The 16,655-nt window shown below is 67.2% G+C and carries 14 protein-coding genes, 1 tRNA gene and 1 riboswitch; of the genes, 13 read left to right on the forward strand and 2 right to left on the reverse strand.

What is annotated here, in order from left to right:
- Positions 1 to 337: 337 nt before the first annotated feature.
- Complete coding sequence (locus BLR41_RS01140; protein WP_218119839.1) at positions 338 to 1,660, forward strand: lytic transglycosylase domain-containing protein; 1,323 nt, start codon at positions 338 to 340, stop codon at positions 1,658 to 1,660.
- 46 nt (positions 1,661 to 1,706) lie between these two features.
- Here BLR41_RS01140 and BLR41_RS01145 read toward each other — a convergent pair whose 3' ends face one another.
- Positions 1,707 to 2,060 (reverse strand): DUF4190 domain-containing protein, encoded by a 354-nt coding sequence (locus BLR41_RS01145; RefSeq protein ID WP_176797749.1) that lies wholly within the window; start codon positions 2,058 to 2,060, stop codon positions 1,707 to 1,709.
- Positions 2,061 to 2,717: 657 nt separating this feature from the next.
- Here BLR41_RS01145 and BLR41_RS01150 point away from each other — a divergent pair.
- The 6 genes from BLR41_RS01150 to BLR41_RS01175 all read left to right on the forward strand — a co-directional run bounded on the left by BLR41_RS01150 (position 2,718) and on the right by BLR41_RS01175 (position 9,808).
- A complete protein-coding gene (locus BLR41_RS01150) occupies positions 2,718 to 3,671 on the forward strand; it encodes a Ppx/GppA phosphatase family protein (protein ID WP_092625476.1) in 954 nt (317 codons plus the stop codon).
- A 207-nt stretch (positions 3,672 to 3,878) separates the two neighbouring features.
- The gene (locus BLR41_RS01155) at positions 3,879 to 5,543 is read left to right on the forward strand and encodes a peptide ABC transporter substrate-binding protein (RefSeq protein WP_092625478.1); all 1,665 of its coding nucleotides are present in this window, start codon (positions 3,879 to 3,881) and stop codon (positions 5,541 to 5,543) included.
- 271 nt (positions 5,544 to 5,814) lie between these two features.
- Positions 5,815 to 6,741 (forward strand): ABC transporter permease, encoded by a 927-nt coding sequence (locus tag BLR41_RS01160; RefSeq protein WP_092626006.1) that lies wholly within the window; start codon positions 5,815 to 5,817, stop codon positions 6,739 to 6,741.
- On the forward strand, positions 6,734 to 7,747 hold the full coding sequence (locus tag BLR41_RS01165) for an ABC transporter permease (RefSeq protein WP_092625480.1): 1,014 nt from the start codon (positions 6,734 to 6,736) through the stop codon (positions 7,745 to 7,747). Before BLR41_RS01160 ends, BLR41_RS01165 begins: the two co-directional genes overlap by 8 nt.
- A 14-nt stretch (positions 7,748 to 7,761) precedes the next feature.
- The gene (locus tag BLR41_RS01170; RefSeq protein WP_092625482.1) at positions 7,762 to 8,781 is read left to right on the forward strand and encodes an ABC transporter ATP-binding protein; all 1,020 of its coding nucleotides are present in this window, start codon (positions 7,762 to 7,764) and stop codon (positions 8,779 to 8,781) included.
- The gene (locus BLR41_RS01175) at positions 8,774 to 9,808 is read left to right on the forward strand and encodes an ABC transporter ATP-binding protein (protein WP_092625484.1); all 1,035 of its coding nucleotides are present in this window, start codon (positions 8,774 to 8,776) and stop codon (positions 9,806 to 9,808) included. Before BLR41_RS01170 ends, BLR41_RS01175 begins: the two co-directional genes overlap by 8 nt.
- 254 nt (positions 9,809 to 10,062) lie before the next feature.
- Here BLR41_RS01175 and BLR41_RS01180 read toward each other — a convergent pair whose 3' ends face one another.
- On the reverse strand, positions 10,063 to 11,541 hold the full coding sequence (locus BLR41_RS01180) for a S10 family peptidase (RefSeq protein ID WP_092625486.1): 1,479 nt from the start codon (positions 11,539 to 11,541) through the stop codon (positions 10,063 to 10,065).
- Positions 11,542 to 11,696: 155 nt separating this feature from the next.
- On the opposite strand from BLR41_RS01180, the gene BLR41_RS01185 reads away from it, so the two are divergent.
- The 6 genes from BLR41_RS01185 to BLR41_RS01210 all read left to right on the forward strand — a co-directional run bounded on the left by BLR41_RS01185 (position 11,697) and on the right by BLR41_RS01210 (position 15,847).
- Positions 11,697 to 12,389, forward strand: a complete 693-nt coding sequence (locus BLR41_RS01185) for a uracil-DNA glycosylase (RefSeq protein WP_218119868.1) — start codon at positions 11,697 to 11,699, stop codon at positions 12,387 to 12,389.
- 1 nt (position 12,390) lies between these two features.
- Positions 12,391 to 12,711 carry a FitA-like ribbon-helix-helix domain-containing protein gene (locus tag BLR41_RS01190; RefSeq protein ID WP_218119840.1) on the forward strand — a complete coding sequence of 107 codons (321 nt, stop codon included), beginning with the start codon at positions 12,391 to 12,393 and terminating at the stop codon, positions 12,709 to 12,711.
- Entirely contained in the window at positions 12,708 to 13,112 is a 405-nt protein-coding gene (locus tag BLR41_RS01195) for a type II toxin-antitoxin system VapC family toxin (protein ID WP_092625488.1), read from the forward strand. Before BLR41_RS01190 ends, BLR41_RS01195 begins: the two co-directional genes overlap by 4 nt.
- A 236-nt stretch (positions 13,113 to 13,348) precedes the next feature.
- On the forward strand, positions 13,349 to 13,897 hold the full coding sequence (locus BLR41_RS01200; protein WP_092625490.1) for a hypothetical protein: 549 nt from the start codon (positions 13,349 to 13,351) through the stop codon (positions 13,895 to 13,897).
- Positions 13,898 to 14,121: 224 nt separating this feature from the next.
- Positions 14,122 to 15,444, forward strand: coding sequence for an NAD(P)/FAD-dependent oxidoreductase (locus BLR41_RS01205; RefSeq protein WP_092625492.1), 1,323 nt, complete (start codon positions 14,122 to 14,124; stop codon positions 15,442 to 15,444).
- A gap of 329 nt (positions 15,445 to 15,773) precedes the next feature.
- Positions 15,774 to 15,847 (forward strand) — tRNA-Leu (locus BLR41_RS01210).
- Between the two features lie 614 nt (positions 15,848 to 16,461).
- A riboswitch (cobalamin riboswitch) is annotated at positions 16,462 to 16,655 on the forward strand.

The following is a 16,655-nucleotide window of genomic DNA, read 5'->3' on the forward strand; positions in this document are numbered from 1 at the left end:
CCGGAGCGCGTGGCCGTCAATTTCTCGCGAAATCGCCGCGCCGCTACGACGCGGAGCCGACCCCCGACCACTCCTGCAGGCCGCGCTCCGACCACTCTCGCAATCGGCACCGCCGCGGGTTCTCCCGTGCGGCTCTCGCGAGGACGGTCCCGACGTGGCGTAGGTGGCTACCCGATGTCGGGGCACCCGCAGCGAGAGCCGTGCGAGAGGTTCCGCCACAGCACCACCCTGGCAACCCGCGCCGGGAAACCGCTGTTCATCGGGCGATCTTCGAGCCGATGGTGTGCAATCCGGGAGGAGTCGGCGATGCCGCGAGGACCAACTGGGGAGGGCGATCGTGCCGCGTCGGAGCAGAACGTCGCCGTGGCGGCGACGTGACCAGCCTGCGTGGTGGCCCCGGCATTCCGAATCCGAAACACTTCCGAACTCGACCGCCCGTCGCGGGCCGCGCAGACCATCGGTCGGTTCGCTGCTGGCGCTGTTGGCGCTGCTGCTGCCGTTCGTGCTGGTCGGTGGCGCCAATGCGCTCACGGCCGCGATGTTCGACGCTCCGGGGGTCGGTGAGCGGTCCGGAACGCCGCCGAGACAACTGGGGATCACCGGGGAGCTGCCCGAACAGCGGGAACCCGGCGTGCGACTGCTCCGGGACAGCCGCTCGATGCGGGCGGCTTCCGAACCGGACACCGGAGCCGGGTCCGCCGTCCGGGTACCGGACGGGCCTGCCGGGATTCCGGCGCCGATGCTGCGGGCCTACCGCGACGCCGCGGACCGGATCTCGGAGACCGAGCCGTCCTGCGGCCTGCACTGGTCGGTGCTCGCGGCGATCGGACGTGTCGAGTCCGGCCACGGCGACTCCGGTCGGGTCGACGACTCCGGAACGACCGTGACCGCGATCCTCGGCCCACGTCTCAACGGTGGTGCGGGATTCGCCGCCGTGCCGGACACGGATGCCGGTGAGCTGGACGGGGACCCGGTCTGGGACCGCGCGGTGGGTGCGATGCAGTTCCTGCCCGCCACCTGGGACCGCTACGGCGTGGACGGCAACGACGACGGGATCGCCAGCCCGCACAACGCGCACGACGCGGCGCTGGCGGCGGGGAAGTACCTGTGCGCGGCGGGTGGGGATCTGAGCCGCGAGGAGAAGTTGGCCCGCGCGGTGTTCGAGTACAACCACTCGGAGCGGTACGTGCGCGACGTGCTCGGCTGGGCCAGCGCCTACCGCACCGGCGGTCACCCCACACCCGCGCCGGATCTGCCCGATCTCGGACCGGCGGCCCCCGAACGAACCGGCGAGGCGGTTCACCTACCGGCCCCCAGCGAGGGGCCGGAACCGAGCGGTCAGCGGGCCCCCGAGGAGTTCGCGCCGTTGTCGCCGGCCTCGCCCCCGAAGGACGAGCCCTCCGGCAACGGGCCTTCCTTCGAGCCGATCGTGCCCGAAACGGCGCAGCGGCCGACCGGGCAATCCACCTCCGGCGGAAACGAACCGGGGAGCGGTCCTTCCTCGGACGTCGCACCCGCGCCGAGCCGTTCGGAGCAGGGGGACGATTCGATGGGGAGCTCGGAGTCGGCAGCTTCCGGGACCCCCGAATCCCGATCCGCTGCCGAACCCACGTCGAGCACCGGGCCCGACGCCGAGCCGTCGGGCGGTTCGGCCGACTGACCGGCGCGTTCCGCACGCCTCGTGGAACGCGCCCGCGGGGAGGCCGTCAGTTCTGCTGCTGCATCTCCCGGCTCATCTGCTCCTGGAACTCGTTCTGGAACTCGGGCGACTGGAACACCGAGAGCGCGAGGATCGCCCAGACGATGCAGATGACCAGGCCGACACCGGACAGGACCGTCCCCGTGATCGCGGCCCTCTTGTTGGTGGCCCTGCCCTGCGAGACCTTCCGGATGCCGATGATGCCGAGGATGACGCCGACGATGACGACCGGCCAGGCGATGACCCCGAACACCGGGATCAGCGACAGCACCACCCCGATGATGCCGAGCACGAGCGCGGCGGTTCCCAGACCGTTGCTCGGCTGCTGTTCGGGTTGCTGTTGGTAGTCCTGATAGGACACGTTCGATCCTTCCGTGACGCCGTTGGTTGGTGCGCTTCCCGGTTCGCGCGAAACTCCCGTTTCGGCGTGCTGCGAATCCGGCACCGAACGGGAAACCCTATAACGCGATTGTCCGATTTCGGGGCGAGTTGCTCGATCTGGGCCGGCTGTTCACCGTTTCGTTGTATGACTCGTGATTTCCCCTACACCGACACGCCGAAACTCGTAGGAAGCCCCTGTCCGAGTCCGTGCGGTCCCGCTCACGCCGCTCGCCGAGCCGCTGTCGGGGGCGGGCGTCGGCGCCACGTCCGCGTACCGCTGACCGAATCGGTTCGGGTCGCCCGTGCCGCCCACCCTGCGCTGCAATAGCCTGGACCCGACAAGGTGCTCGGGACGGACGACGAATCGACAGGGTTCACCGACTTTCGTTCGGTCGTTCCCGCCGAGATCTACCGGCCGGGTTGCTGCTAACCGTGGGATCTCCTTCGGCACGCCAGTGCCGAACCCCCCCTACGCAGTTCGCGACGCCGCGGGTCCTCCCGTGCGGCTCTCGCGAGGAAGGCCCGACGTTGGGTCGCTACCCGATGTCGGGCCTCCCCGCAGCGAGAGCCGTGCGAGAGGTTCCGCCAAGCGAGCACCCCGTCAACTCGACCGGGAGACTTCGAAACAGGAGGAAGCATGGTGCGCGTTGCTGCGATCGACTGCGGGACGAACTCGATCCGGTTGTTGATCGCCGAGGTGACCGTGCACGAGGACGGCACGCGCGAACTGCGCGACCTGCACCGCGAGATGCGGATCGTGCGGCTGGGGCAGGGGGTCGACGCCACCGGCAGGTTGTCCGAGGAGGCGCTCGACCGCACCAGGCAGGCGCTGCACGACTACGACGAGCGCATCCGCGAGGAGGCCGTCGAGCGCACCAGGATGGTGGCCACCTCGGCGACCAGGGACGCCGCCAACCGCGAGGACTTCTTCGGGATGGTCCGCGAGACGCTGGGGGTGGAGGCCGAGGTCATCACCGGCGAGGAGGAGGCCAGGCTCTCCTTCGTCGGCGCGGTGGGTGACCTGGACCCGGCGGACGGTCCGTTCCTGGTGGCGGACGTGGGTGGTGGTTCCACCGAGTTGGTGCTCGGCCACTGGGACGGCAAGGAGGCCCGGATTGCCGGATCCCACTCAGCGGACATCGGATGCGTGCGTCTCACGGAGCGTTGCCTCCATACCGATCCGGCTACCCCCGATGAGGTGAAGATCGCGAGTGAGTTCACGCGGGAGGCACTGGATGACGCGTTCGCCGCCGTGGACGTCTCCGCCGCGCGCCGCTGGGTCGGGGTGGCGGGCACCGTCACCACGTTGTCGGCGATCTCGCACGGTCTCTCCCAGTACGACCCCGCCGCGATCCACCTGTCCCGCGTGTCCCGGACCAGTGTCGACGAGACCGCTCGTGAGCTGCTGGCGATGGATCACGAGCAGCGCGCCGCGCTGGGACCGATGCACCCGGGGCGGGTGGACGTCATCGGGGGAGGCGCGTTGGTCGTGAGCGTGCTCGCGGCCGAGCTGGCGGAGCGAGCCGGGATCACGGATATCACTGTCAGTGAGCACGACATCCTCGACGGTATCGCCCTTTCGATCGGTTGATTCCCATTATGTGAGACACTTCATTCCGACAATTGGGTGATTATCTTGCTGAATCGAGAAAGAAAGTGACGGCTTAGTGACAGCTCATTGTCGTGAACTGTGTCTCGCTTATGTTTACGCTCGCACTCATCCGACGACCCGAGGTCGTCGGCGTGGCGACCCCCGCCCTGATCGGCGGGGAGTCACGTAGACAGCGGGAGGAATTTGATGCGCAAGCGACGCATGGTCGCGCCGGTCGCGGCATCGCTGTCGGCGGTCCTGCTGGCAGCAGGCTGCGGCGGCGGTGGCGGCAGCGCCGTCACCGAGGCAACCGGGACCCTGGAGGACCCGATCACGGTCCAGTGGGGTGAACCGCAGAGCGAGCTGGTTCCCACCAACAGCAACGACACTTTCGGCTCCCAGGTCCTCAACCCGATGTTCACCGGCCTGGTGGAGTACGACCCCAAGTCTTTCGAGCCGAAGAACGCGATGGCCAAGTCCATCGAGCTCTCGGACGACAAGAAGACCTACACGGTCAAGCTCAAGCAGGGCTGGAAGTTCCACAACGGTGAGGAAGTCACCGCCGACAACTTCGTCCGGGCCTGGAACTACGGCGCCTACGCGGGCAACGCCCAGCAGAACGCCGACATGTTCAACGCGATCCAGGGCTACGACGCGGTGCACCCCGCCGACCCCGACGGTGAAGAGGGACCGAAGAAGCCGCCGGAACCCTCCGCCGAGAAGATGTCCGGCCTGAAGGTGGTCGACGACCACACCTTCAAGATCACGCTGAAGAAGCCGTTCAGCGTCTTCCCGACCAAGATCGGCTACCAGGCCTTCGTGCCGCTGCCGGACGCGTTCTTCGAGAACAAGGAGAAGTTCCGCAAGAACCCGATCGGCAACGGGCCCTACAAGTTCGAGAGCCGGACGCCGCAGCAGAGCCTGACGCTGACCCGCTACAAGGACTACCAGGGTGACGACGCGGGCAGCGTCGACGCGGTCAAGATGGTGGTCTACAACAAGGCGCAGACCGCTTACCAGGATCTCAAGTCCGACAACCTGGACGTGATCAACACCATCCCCACCTCCGCGCTGGCCGACAACCGGTGGAAGGACGAGCTCGGCGAGCGGGCTATCTCCAAGCCGCGCATGGGCATCACCGTACTGAACCTCCCGATGTACAAGGAGAAGTTCAAGAACCCGGACCTGCGCAAGGCGCTGTCGCTGGCGATCGACCGCGAGAAGATCGTCAAGCAGGTCTTCAACGGTGAGGCCACCGCCGCCACCGGCTGGATCGCCCCCGACTTCCCCGGTGGCCCGGACAAGGGCTCCTGCGGCGAGTGGTGCAACTACGACAAGGCCAAGGCCAAGGAGCACCTGAAGAAGGCGGGTGGTTTCGACGGTCAGCTGACGCTGAGCTACAACGCCGACGGCGCCCACAAGCAGTGGATCACCGCCGTGGCGGGTAGCATCCGGGACACCCTGGGCATCAAGGTCGGCCTCAACGCGGTGCCCACCTTCGGCACCTACCAGGACCAGATGGACAACAACGAGATGACCGGGCCTTTCCGCTACGGCTGGGTCGCCGACTACCCGACCCCGCGGACCTTCCTCAAGCCGCTCTACACCACGAGCGGTTCGGCGAACAACACCGGTTACTCGAGCGAGAAGTTCGACAACCTGATCGCCGAGGCCGACCAGGCCGCCACCGTGGACAAGGCCAACCAGCTCTACAACCAGGCGGCGTCGCAGCTGGGCAAGGATGTACCTTCCATCCCGCTGTTCACCAACGCGGTGAAGGGTGCGACCTCGAACCGGCTGGCCGAGGGCACGCTCAACTCCCGCACGGTTCCCGCGATCACCACCTTCAAGGTGGCTCAGGCGGGAGAGTGAGTCAGAAGGCCCGGAACGGCTCGGGTGATCTTCCCGCACGGTGAGTAACGCTCCGACGAGTGAGCTGGTCGCACCGTGGGCGAGCGGGGTACGTAGGGTGGGTAACCACTCGATGTACCCCGCGACGCGCCGATGTTCTCGGCGCCGTCGGGGCCGATCATTCGTGACAGCCATTCCGCGAGGTCTTCTCGGGTTTCGGACTGTTTCTACCCGGTCCACCGTCGCCAAAAGCGGCGGTGGACCGGGTGTGTCCTGGTCGAAGGAGGATTCGGTGGGCCGATACATACTGCGGCGGCTGCTGCAGTTGATTCCGGTGTTCATCGGAACGACGTTCATCATCTACTCGCTGGTCTGGGCCATCCCCGGCAACCCGTTCGCGGGAATGTGCGGGCCGCGTGGTTGCCCGCCCGCGTTCATCGAGCAGATGACCCAGGAATACAACCTGGACAAACCGTTGCCGGTGCAGTACGTCCTCTACCTGGGACAGCTGTTCAGCGGCAACTTCGGGCAGACCTTCAACGGTATCGAGGTCAGTACGCTGATCCAGAACGCTTATCCGGTCACCCTCAAACTCGCCACCATCGCGCTGGTCTTCGAGGCAGTGATCGGCATCGCAGCGGGCATTCTGACCGCGCTGCGCGGCAAGGGCTTCGTGGACAATCTCGTGCTCGCCGCCACGCTCTTCCTGATCGCTGTACCGGTCTTCGTCAGCGGGTTCGTCATCCAGGTCGTGTTCGGCGTACAGCTCGAATGGATCCAGCCTTCGGTCGGCAGTGATCCCACCATCGGACAACTCATCGCGCCCGGCCTCGTGCTCGGCAGCCTTTCCATGGCCTACATCGCCCGGCTGACGCGAACCGCGATGTTCGAGAACAAGCGCGCGGACTACATCCGCACCGCCACGGCCAAGGGGCTCAAGCCGCGCCGGGTGGTCTCGGTGCACATGCTGCGCAACTCGTTGATCCCGGTGATCACCTTCATAGGTACCGACTTCGGTGCGCTGATGGGCGGTGCCATCGTGACCGAGGGTGTGTTCAACATCCACGGCATCGGCGGACTCGTCTTCGATGCCATCAAGACCCAGGAGGGCGTCACCGTCACCGGTGTGGTCACCCTGCTGGTGGTTGTCTACCTGCTGATGAACCTGCTGGTGGACATTCTCTACGCGGCTCTGGACCCGAGGATCCGATATGACTAACGCAGGGGAAGGCCAGCAGCGCATTCTCGCTGCCGGGGCCTACGCCGAAGGTGAGATCGAAGCGAGACAGCAGGGGGAGAGCGGTGACGAACTGCCCGGCACCCCCGAACCACACCAGCCTCCTAAGCAGGAGAAGCAGCGGGGACTCTGGGGCGACGCCTGGCTCGAACTGCGGCGCAAGCCGCTGTTCATCATCGGCAGCGTCATCATCCTGCTGCTGGTCGCGATCTCGATCTTTCCGGGGTTCTTCGCGCCGGGCGACCCCAACGCGCAGAACCTCACGCTGGCCCGCCAGGGACCGTCCGCCGACGCCCCGTTCGGTTACGACTCGATCGGCCGCGACATCTACACCAGGGTGATCCACGGCGCTCGCGCCTCCATCGTGGTCGGTGTGCTCGCCACGCTGCTCACCGTGGCCATCGGTTCGCTGGTGGGGCTGTTCGCGGGCTACTTCGGCGGCAAGACCGACAGCTTCCTGGCGCGGTTCGCCGAGATCTTCCTCGGGCTGCCGTTCGTGCTCGGCGCCATCGTCATCCTGTCGGTGTTCAACGCCGGTATCCAGGGAGCGCCCGGCACGATACGGATCATGCTGCAGGTCATCCTCACCATCGGGGTGCTGGCCTGGCCGATCTCGATGCGCATCATGCGTTCGGCGGCGATCGCGGCCAAGCAGCAGGACTACGTCAACGCAGCCAAGGCGTTGGGTGCCAGCCACACGCGGATCATCTTCAAGCACGTGCTGCCGAACTGCCTTGCTCCGGTGATGGTCTACGCCACGATCGCGCTCGGCCAGTTCGTCGGCCTGGAGGCGACGCTTTCCTACCTGGGGCTCGGGCTGCAGTACCCGGTCGTCTCCTGGGGAATGATGATCTCCGACTCGCAGCAGTACATCATCAGCACGCCGCACATGCTGCTGTTCCCGGCGGGCTTCCTGGTGATCACGGTACTGGCGTTCGTGATGCTCGGTGACGCGGTGCGCGACGCGCTGGATCCGAAACAACGGTAGTAAGGAGGGCCGCTTTGTCGGCTACCGACGACAGCACGGGCGGCTCCTCGGAGTCGCGCCTGCTCGAAGTGGAAGACCTGCACGTCGAGTTCCGCACCCGCGAGGCCACGGCGAACGTGCTCAACGGGGTGGGGTATCACGTCGACGCGGGGGAGACCCTCGCCGTGCTCGGCGAGTCGGGCTCCGGCAAGAGCGTCACGGCGCAGACCGTGATGGGCATTCTGGACACTCCGCCGGGCTTCGTGACCAAGGGAGCCATCCGCTACCGCGGGGAGGAGCTCCTCTCCGCGACGGAGGACCGCCGCCGTGGGCTGCGGGGCGAGAACATGGCGATGATTTTCCAGGACGCCCTCTCCGCGCTCAACCCGGTTTACACCGTGGGATTCCAGATCGCCGAGCAGTTCCGCTTCCGGCGGGGGATGTCGCGCAAGGACGCGATGGCCAAGGCCGCCGAGATGCTGGACCTGGTCAAGATCCCCAACGCCAAGCAGCGCGTGAAGGAGTTCCCGCACCAGTTCTCCGGTGGCATGCGGCAGCGCGCCATGATCGCGATGTCGCTGGCGCTGGACCCGGACCTGCTCATCGCCGACGAGCCGACCACCGCGCTGGACGTGACGGTGCAGGCCCAGATCATGGACCTGCTGGACGAGCTGCGCCGCGAACGCGGCATGGGGCTGATCCTGATCACCCACGACCTCGGCGTGGTCGCCGAGGTCGCCGACCGCATCGCGGTGATGTACGCCGGTCGGGTGGTGGAGGAGTCCGATGCGGAGTCGCTGTACAAGCGCCCCGCACACCCCTACACCGAGGGGTTGATGGAGTCCATTCCCCGGCTGGACCAGAAGGGCGAACAGCTGGCCAGCATCAAGGGGCTCCCGCCCAACCTCGCCAACATCCCCGAGGGCTGCCCGTTCCACCCGCGCTGCCACCGCGCCACGGACGAGTGCCGCCGGAAGGTTCCGGAGTTGCTCGAACTCCGCCCCGGGCGCTACAGCGCCTGCCACTTCGCCGAGGAGTTGATCAGCAGTGAGTGAGCCGATTCTGCAAGTTCGCGACCTGGTCAAGCACTTCCCGGTGCAGCAGGGGATCGTGTTCAAGAAGACCATCGGTCACGTGCGGGCGGTGGACGGGGTATCCTTCGACCTCAACCGGGGCGAGACGCTGGGCATCGTGGGCGAGTCCGGCTGCGGCAAGTCCACACTGGCCCAGGTGCTGATGCGGCTGGAGCAGCCCACCAGCGGCAGGGCGCTGTTCGAGGGCGTGGACATGTTCGGCAAGAAGAGCGCGTCCCAGCTGCGGCAGCTGCGCAGGGACATGCAGATCGTGCTGCAGGACCCCTACACCTCGTTGAACCCGCGCAAGACCGTGGGCGACATCGTCGGCGAGCCGTTCGAGATCCACCCCGAGGTGGCGCCGAAGGGCGACCGGCAGCGACGGGTGCAGGAGCTGCTCGACACCGTCGGGCTCAACCCGGAGCACGTGCGGCGCTACCCGCACCAGTTCTCCGGTGGGCAGCGGCAGCGGATCGGTATCGCCCGTGCGCTGGCGCTCAAGCCCAAGGTGATCGTCTGCGACGAGCCGGTGTCCGCACTGGACGTCTCGATCCAGGCGCAGGTGATGAACCTGCTGGGTGATCTGCAGTCCGAGTTCGGCCTGTCCTACATCTTCATCGCCCACGACCTCGGCGTGGTGCGGCACCTCTCCGACCGGGTGGGCGTGATGTACCTGGGCAAGATGGTCGAGAACGGCACCGAGGACCAGATCTACGAGCACCCGCAGCACCCCTACACCCAGGCGCTGCTGTCCTCGGTGCCCGTGCCGGATCCCTCGGTGCGCGACCGCAGGGAGGCCATCCGGCTCACCGGTGACGTGCCCAGCCCGGCGAACCCGCCGTCCGGGTGCCGGTTCCGCACCAGGTGCTGGAAGGCGCAGGACATCTGCGCCGAGCAGGAGCCCGAGCTGGCCGTGCGGCGCGACGGCGGCCGCGTCGACCTCGAACTGGCCGACGGCCACCCCAGCGCCTGCCACTTCGCCGAACGGCACGAGCACGTCGTTTCCTGAGGGAAGCGCTGTCTCTCCGAGGAGCCTCTCCTCGCGGTGGGGGGCGTCGATTTCGCGCGAAATCGACGCCCCCTGCGGCGGTGCGGCCCCGGTCGGCGTCAATTTCTCGCGAAATCGCGGTGCCGCTGCGACGCAGGACTGAGCTCCCACCACTCCCGCAGGCCGAACACCGACCACTCACGTAGCTGGACCACCCGCACGGGAGGTTCCGCCGAGTAACCACCCAGTCAGACCGGGCGGACGGACGAACCGGTTCACCGGGAGACGAACTCGGCTAGATCGGCGGACTGCTTGATCCGCGACGGCTCGTGCACGTACATCATGTGCCCGGCTGGGTAGTAGCGGACGTCGATGTTGTCCCGCAGTTCCCGCGGGATCTCCAGTTGCGCCAGGGTGTGCTCGGCCGCGAAGTACGGCGTGGCCCCGTCGGTGTGCCCGCAGCCCACGTGCACCCGCAGGTGCGGGTTGCTGCGCATCGCCTTGGCCAGCTTGTCCGTGGCGGTCACCGCCATCCCCTCGAAGTCCTCGTAGGACCAGGGGTGGACCCGCATCGACAGCACCTCGTAGGGCAGGTCGTTGGAGTACTCCAGCTCCTGCCGCAGGTAGTGGTTCACCCCGGCCGAGTAGGCCCCGATCAGTCCCGACACGCTCGGGTCGTCCGAGAGGTGCTCACCGCCCGCGTCGGGCTCCCAGCCGGTGAAGCGTCCGTCCATGCGGCCGACGGTCAGCCGCTTGTCGCGCAGCAGTTCGGTGAAGAACCGCAGGTGCTCGATCCGCAGGTTCACCCGGTCCACGTAGTCCGAGGTCAGTCCGGTCAACTCGGCGGTGCGCCGCACCACCTCGGCGCGGTCCTCGTCCGACAGCCGGGCACCCTGCCGCAGCGCCCACGGGTAGTCCCGCGCCGCGAACTCCTCGGCCTCGTCCAGCACCTCGCGCAGCGGGCGCTCCCCGTGCTTGCCGTGGTGGTGCGCGATGGCCGCGTAGGTCGGCAGGAACAGGCTGTAGGGCAGGTCGTTGCCCTCGGTGAAGCGGATGGTGCCCATGTCCAGCACCGTCGAGATCAACAGCAGCCCGTTCGGGTAGAGCCCGTACTTGCTCTGCAGGTGTTCGGCAAGGGAAGCGGCCCGCAACGTGCCGTAGGACTCGCCCGCCAGGTACTTCGGCGACAGCCAGCGGCCGTTGCGCGTGGTCCACAGCCGGATCAGCTCCGCCACCGACTCGATGTCGCGCCGATAGCCGTGGAAGTCGCCCGCCTTGCCGCCGCGCACCGCCCGGGAGAAGCCGGTGGAGACCGGGTCGATGAACACCAGGTCGCTGTGCGCCAGCAGCGTCTCCGGATTGTCGGTCAGACCGTACGGCGGGGCCGCGAGCTGGCCCGCGTCGCCGGAGACCACCTTGCGCGGCCCCAGCAGCCCCATGTGCAGGAACGCGCTGGCCGCGCCGGGGCCGCCGTTGAAGGCGAACGTGACCGGGCGGTCGGAGGAGTCCGGCGAATCGGCCACGTACGAGGTCACGAACACCTCGGCACCCGCTACGTGCCCGTCGAACTTGCCGTCGGTGTAGCTCTCCTCCCGCAGCACGTACCGGCCGGCGGTGGCCGTGTAGGAGAGTTGCTTGCCGTTGGCCGTGATCGTGTGATGCGTGCTGACCAGGTCGTCGGTCGGTTCGGCCGAAGGCGTGCTCGACTGCCGGTTCGACTCGCCGGTGTTCTCGGTTTCCTCGCTGGCTGTCATGGGCCGTAGCCTAATCGTCTCGACCGGAGGACCCGGCGGCCCGCGCAGGGTTGTGCGGGCGATGTGCCACCGTGACCGTGGTGAACGAGACACACTCCCCAGCCTCCGCCAAGGGGCGGGTCGAGCCGACCACCTCGGCGGGCGAGGCGAGCACGCTGCCCGAGCTGGACGAGGCGGTCACCGGCTGTCGCGCCTGCCCCCGACTGGTGAGCTGGCGGGAACGGGTGGCCGAGGAGAAACGCGCCGCCTTTCGTGACCAGGAGTACTGGGGCAGGCCCGTACCGGGGTTCGGGCCCTCCGACGCCTCGCTGGCGCTGGTGGGGCTGGCGCCCGCGGCGCACGGGGCCAACCGGACGGGACGCATGTTCACCGGCGACCGTTCCGGCGAGGTGCTGTACCGGGCGCTGTTCGACGTGGGGCTTGCCTCGGCGCCGCACTCCGAGTCGGCCGGCGACGGGCTTCGGCTGTACGGCACGCGGATCACCGCGCCGGTGCGGTGCGCTCCTCCCGCCAACAAGCCGACCCCGGCCGAGCGCGACACCTGTTCGCCCTGGCTGGCGCGCGAGTTCGAGCTGCTCCGGCCGACCCTCCGGGTCGTGGTGGTGCTGGGCGGTTACGGCTGGCAGGCCCTGCTGGCGGTGTTGGCGGCCGGTGGGTGGGAGGTGCCCCGCCCGAAGCCGAGGTTCGGGCACGGAGCGCGGGCCACGCTGCGCGACCCGGCGGGGGCCGAACTGGTGCTACTGGGCTGCTACCACGTCAGCCAGCAGAACACCTTCACCGGCAGGCTGACGCCGGAGATGTTGCGGGCCGTGCTGGGACGCGCCAAGGAGGCGGCGGGGGTGGGATGACTTGACTGTCAATGCAGCAAGACTGCAAAATGCAGTCATGGCGGTGCTTACGATTCGAGATGTGCCAGACGACGTCAAGGAGGCTCTCGGGAGAGACGCGCGCGAGAGCGGCCAGTCGTTGCAGGCCTTCCTGCTAGGGGTCTTGCGGCGGCAGGCGGCGTTCAGCCGTAACCGGAAGCTTCTCTCCGAGATTGAACGCGATCTTGCCCAGGGGGGTGGTGCCGATGACGATGCACCGGATGCCGCAACCCTCTTGGAGCAAGCGAGGCTGGATGATCTGGATGGTGGGGTTGGTCGACCCGGGGCGGGTGGCGTGGCGTGATCGTTGTTGACGCGTCGGTGCTGGCGAACATGTTGCTCTACGCGGATGAGCGCGGGCGTCGGGCAAGGGCTGTGTTGGGCAGGGATATCGAATGGGCCGCCCCCGAGCACTGGAAGGCGGAGGTGTTCTCGGTCGTCCGCGGGCTCACGCTTGGTAGCAAGATCAAGGAGGAGCAGGCCGTCCGAGCGGTTGAGCGCCTTCCACTGCTCGGCGTCGATCACGTCTCGATCGACGAGCTTCTCCCCCGGATGTTGCAGCTCCGCGCCGGAATTAGCGGTTATGACGCCGCATACGTGGCGTTGGCGGAGGCACGCGGCATCCCGCTCGTGACGTCGGACGGCCGACTCGCACGTACGGCGACGAGCTACTGCGGAGTGGAGTTCGTATCTCCTGGAGCGTGACGGCTCGGGCCGGGTGGCCGTTCCGCTCCGGTTCCGTGAAAACCAGGAACGTCGGACAACGGAAGGTGCGGACGAAGTTGATGACGAGCGAGCTGCCGCGCGACGTGTTGGGACGCGCCGAGGAGGCGGCGGGGATCGGGTGAGGCGTTCGGTTCAGCTCGCCGACGCCGCGTCGGACATCGGCGTGCTCGGTGCGTGATCGCTGCCCCCAGGCCGCGCGGTTATGCCGAGCGGTGATGACGACGCCGCCGCGCGAAGCGCTCGGGCGGCTCCCCTCCGCGGTGGAGTCGGGTGAAGTCGAGCGGTTGTGCGGCAGATACGATCTCGATCTGCTCGTCGTGCACGGCAGCGCGGTGGAGCGGGAGCCATCGCGAGCTCCGGCGGACCTGGACATCGCGTGTCGGCACCGTCCGGGAACAGCGCTGGACACGAGCAGACTGCGGTCCGAGCCGGTGACCGCGGCCGCTGTCGAACGGTTGACCTGTCGATTGGTGGACCTGGCCGCTGACAGCAACACGCACATCAGCTCGGTTGTCCTCGTACGCGCCCCGGAGAACTATCGCGACAGCTTCGACCCGATGGAGTGGGCGCGCGTGTTGACGGCTGAGATCGTCGAGAAGATCAAACCTTCAGTGGGTACGCCGCGAACGAAGCGCTGGGAGGGTGTGACGGGCCTCTCGATTCGGTGCTCCCGCGCTCGTCGATCCGAGTCTCCGGTATGGTGGGCGGGGATGATTCGAGATCGACTTCACCCGGTGTTCGCCAGCGTCGTAGGCGACCGGTAGCCACGCCGATCGTGCCCGCGTCCTCCCGGTGATCCCGGTTCTTCCTTCGAGGACGTGTGTACCGCACGAGCGGAACTCACGACGGATGCGTACCGCGATGGGGCTGTACGCACCGTCCACGACCGTGCACGGGTTGTTTTTGTGATCAGGAACACCCGCGAGCGGTGTCACATTTGAGGGGGCCGCCGGGGTGGCCCGTCGCGTATTGGTGTGACCATAGAGGCATGGCTGGTAAATCCGATCCCACCCGGATTCTCATCCTCGGCGGCGGCTACGTCGGTATGTACACCGCGTTGCGACTGCAGTCCAAGCTCGGCCGCCGTGAGGCTTCGGTGACGGTCGTCGACCCTCAGCCGCACATGACCTACCAGCCCTTCCTCCCGGAAGCGGCGGCGGGCAACGTTGAGCCCCGTCACGTGGTAGCGCCGTTGCGACGAGTGTTGAAGCGGTGTCACGTTCTCACCGCGCGTGTCACGGAGGTCAACCACGAGAAGCGATCGGTCACGGTGGAGGATGCCGAGGGCATCGCCAGTGACCTGGGCTACGACGTGCTCGTTGTCGCACTCGGGTCCGTCTCGCGCCTGCTGCCGATCCCGGGTCTGCCCGAACACGGTATTGGTCTCAAGACCGTGGGCGAAGCGATCTATCTGCGCAACCACGTGCTCGCGAAGATGGACGCCGCCGCCAACACCACCGATCCGGAGCTGCGCAAGCGCCTGCTGAACTTCACCTTCGTCGGTGGGGGGTACGCGGGTACCGAGGCACTGGCCGAGCTGGAGGACATGGCCAGGTACGCCACCCGCTACTACGAGTCCATCACCCGCGACGACATGAGCTGGTCGCTGATCGAGGCCGCCGGGCGGATCATGCCCGAGGTCAGCGAGAAGATGGGCGTCTACACCGTCAAGGCCCTCGAGGAACGCGACATCAAGGTCTACCTGAACACGTTCCTCAAGTCGGTGGAGAACGGCCACGCCGTGCTCTCCGACGGGACCGAGTTCGACACCGACACCTTGGTCTGGAACGCCGGGGTGAAGGCCAACCCGGTGCTGAAGAACACCGACCTCCCGCTGGACGAGCGGGGCAGGGTCAAGGCCACCTCGCACCTGCGCGTCGAGGGGCACCCCGACGTCTGGGTCGCGGGTGACTGCTCGGCCGTGCCGGACCTGTCCAAGGCCGAGGAGGACCCCAACGCCACCTGTGCTCCCTCGGCGCAGCACGCCGTTCGCCAAGCCAACCAGCTGGCGAAGAACCTCATCTCCTCGCTGCGTGGTCGCAAGACCGAGGCGTACTTCCACCGCAACGCGGGTTCCGTCGCGGGGCTGGGACTCTACAAGGGCGTGGCCGACGTCTACGGTTTCAAGGCCAAGGGCTTCGTGGCCTGGTTCATGCACCGCACCTACCACGTGAGCAAGATGCCGACCTTCAACCGCAAGGCGCGGATCGTCATCGACTGGACTCTCGCGTTCCTGTTCCGGCGCGAGGTCGTCTCGATGGGGCAGATCCAGAACCCCCGTTCCGATTTCAAGCGTGCGGCTTCCAGCTGAGCCCGCTCCGGGCTCTTCGCTCGGTGATCACACGATCGGCAACGGGCCGTGCGTCGGGGAACCGGCGCACGGCCCGTTGTGTGTGATCTCCCGCTCCCTTGACTTTCTGTGACTTTTTCACGAGCATTGCCGGAAAGATGTCACCCGTATGGGTGGCTATGGTAGTGCGTGTGGCGCGGCAGTGTTGATGTTTTTTACACGCTGTGATCGGGTTTGCTCCAGATGGCGGTTTCGTTTCTTCTGGAACCAACGGCAGCATTGGCACGTCTTAATAAGGGGCCCACTGTGGGTCGGTTACCGAAGGCGTGTCGGTGACTAGCCGAGGACGCGCCCCCGTAGCCCAATCGGCAGAGGCGGACGACTTAAAATCGTCGTAGTGTCGGTTCGAGTCCGACCGGGGGCACCGAAAACCGTTGTTCACAGCACTTGTTGATCATCGCGCTCAGCGGGATGTGCTGAGTTGTCCATTTCGGACTCGGCGTGTCGCTGGTGAGACGGCCTTCGGTGAGATCGTTCCTACGTGAGATCTTGGACGCGACGTTGTCGGTCTTCTTCCACTGTCCTCTTTCGTCGCTTCCTTGTCGAGCATCGCGATGTGGACAGTCCCGTGCCGATCACGACCAGCGCGCCTCCTGGCCGAACCTGCTCGCGAGCACATGGGGCACACCGGGGACAAAACGCATACCGGGACAAAACCGGAGCCGTACAGCGGGCCCGAGGGGCCACGACCGCCAGTGGCGGAGGGATCCGGTTTCCCGGCTCCGACTCGTCCTCGCGACCCCTGAAGGACTCCGGTAGTTGGCATTATGCCGACGCCCTCGACTGTCCCGGCCCGTATCGCTGTGCGGCGGAGTCGAGAATCCTCGCTCGTGGGCGGGTGACCTCCTGCGGCGGCCACCCGTAGGGCCCCGGATCTCCGGGCACCGAACCGACTGTGAACAGCCTCTCCTGTCGCCGCTGTGTTCGGGCCACGACGTTGCGCCGCCCACACCGAGCGGAGTCACACTCACCGGAATTGTTAGGTTCTTCCTCGCCAGTCAACCCGCCCGGGCAGTGCCGCCGGGCGGCGCAGGGAATCCGGTGCGAATCCGGAGCTGACGCGCAGCGGTGAGAGGGACGCGCGGAGCAGCGGCCACTGAGACGAGTTCTCGGGAAGGCGCTCCGGGCGGAGGATCTCGAGCCCGAAAACCTGCTGGCTGTGGCGTCGCCCG

Source organism: Actinopolyspora mzabensis (genome assembly GCF_900101095.1).
GTDB lineage: Bacteria > Actinomycetota > Actinomycetes > Mycobacteriales > Pseudonocardiaceae > Actinopolyspora > Actinopolyspora mzabensis.

What these genes read in the sequence shown, in the direction of transcription:
- BLR41_RS01200 (WP_092625490.1), top strand. Translation starts at nt 13,349, where the DNA reads ATGACGACGCCGCCGCGCGAAGCGCTCGGGCGGCTCCCCTCCGCGGTG.
- BLR41_RS01150 (WP_092625476.1), top strand. Translation starts at nt 2,718, where the DNA reads ATGGTGCGCGTTGCTGCGATCGACTGCGGGACGAACTCGATCCGGTTG.
- BLR41_RS01165 (WP_092625480.1), top strand. Translation starts at nt 6,734, where the DNA reads ATGACTAACGCAGGGGAAGGCCAGCAGCGCATTCTCGCTGCCGGGGCC.
- BLR41_RS01155 (WP_092625478.1), top strand. Translation starts at nt 3,879, where the DNA reads ATGCGCAAGCGACGCATGGTCGCGCCGGTCGCGGCATCGCTGTCGGCG.
- BLR41_RS01205 (WP_092625492.1), top strand. Translation starts at nt 14,122, where the DNA reads ATGGCTGGTAAATCCGATCCCACCCGGATTCTCATCCTCGGCGGCGGC.
- BLR41_RS01180 (WP_092625486.1), bottom strand. Translation starts at nt 11,541, where the DNA reads ATGACAGCCAGCGAGGAAACCGAGAACACCGGCGAGTCGAACCGGCAG.